This window comes from Eggerthella sp. BIOML-A4 (assembly GCF_009875575.1).
Classification (GTDB): Bacteria; Actinomycetota; Coriobacteriia; order Coriobacteriales; family Eggerthellaceae; genus Eggerthella; species Eggerthella lenta.
The window spans coordinates 1-1,015 of sequence record NZ_WWRX01000041.1 but is presented as its reverse complement, the minus strand read 5'-3'; the positions used below and the strand labels follow the sequence as shown (position 1 = coordinate 1,015).

3 protein-coding genes are annotated in these 1,015 nt (G+C 35.5%); all 3 read right to left on the bottom strand.

Annotated elements, in window-relative coordinates:
- On the bottom strand, window positions 1–457 hold a 457-nt coding region (locus GT613_RS15265), incomplete at its 3' end, for a CHAP domain-containing protein (RefSeq protein ID WP_161172733.1).
- A gap of 3 nt (window positions 458–460) precedes the next feature.
- Window positions 461–646 (bottom strand): hypothetical protein, encoded by a 186-nt coding sequence (locus tag GT613_RS15260; RefSeq protein ID WP_129984644.1) that lies wholly within the window; start codon window positions 644–646, stop codon window positions 461–463.
- On the bottom strand, window positions 643–963 hold the full coding sequence (locus GT613_RS15255; protein ID WP_129984643.1) for an ATPase: 321 nt from the start codon (window positions 961–963) through the stop codon (window positions 643–645). Before GT613_RS15255 ends, GT613_RS15260 begins: the two co-directional genes overlap by 4 nt.
- Between the last annotated feature and the right edge of the window lie 52 nt (window positions 964–1,015).

Below are 1,015 nucleotides of genomic sequence, written 5' to 3'. Positions count from 1 at the left end.
ATGTAAACCAACCTACCATAGTTTGTGGCAGTAAAATATCATTGTCATAAGTAAATGTCCCATCTACATATAACGTTCTGTTTTTTTCTCTTACCCATCCCCCATTTTCCAATGCATCTGCGTTTAAGTCTACATTTTGTTCTAGTGTAGTAAAATAACTACCTGTATTATCCACTTTGGTAAAAATACCTGTGTGACCAAATGGATGATTACTTGTCGCAGTCACCCAGATATCGCCAACTTTTGGAATTTCTGAACCTGTAAAACGGGTTACTTTAAATCCTTGCGAACGTGCTTTTTCCAATAAATCAATAGCATTTGTATATGCTAGGTTTTTATCAGTAAAATGAGTTGCTAAGTGGTCAACAAATGACACACATTGCCCGCCGTAAGGATTGTAAGGTACAGTTATACGCTTATTTAATAGACTATAAGCATAGTCTGTTACTTTAGTCATACACTACTCCTTAATTTGAGAGACATTCATCAGAATACAAGCCAATCCAGAAAGTAATACTGCTGATAACATTGTCTCCCAATTAATATCAGTAATTAAAACAGCCGAACCAATTAATCCGACTGCTGTTTGTGCCATAGTTTTGATTGTTTTGATTAAGACTTCTTTTGACCATTTTTCTAAGTTCATCTTTTATCTACCTTTTCTTTCCATAAAGTCTTCAATTGTTCGTCATGACTAATAAGCTTATCTTCTGCAATTCCAATTCTTTCCTCATGCTTATCTTGAGTATTTTGTAATCGATTTCTGTGTGCTTGGGATTCAGCCCATTTATAATCATTATCTTTTAAATCGCTGCTAAGTTTATTGATTGCGTTTTGAAGTCCTTCCATTGCTGTTTTGTTATTTTCGAGCAATGCTTTTATTGGTGCCGACACATATTTTAAAAACACTAAAATGCCAGTGATTGCAATGCACCACTGACTTATTGCAGTTAGGTCGATCATACGACTACCCCTCTTTAGTGCCGACGCTGCTTACCTCGATAAGCTCTTTTAC

Bases quoted from the DNA above. Each gene is read 5' to 3' on its own strand.
- GT613_RS15260 (WP_129984644.1), bottom strand. From the start codon at position 646: ATGAACTTAGAAAAATGGTCAAAAGAAGTCTTAATCAAAACAATCAAA.
- GT613_RS15255 (WP_129984643.1), bottom strand. From the start codon at position 963: ATGATCGACCTAACTGCAATAAGTCAGTGGTGCATTGCAATCACTGGC.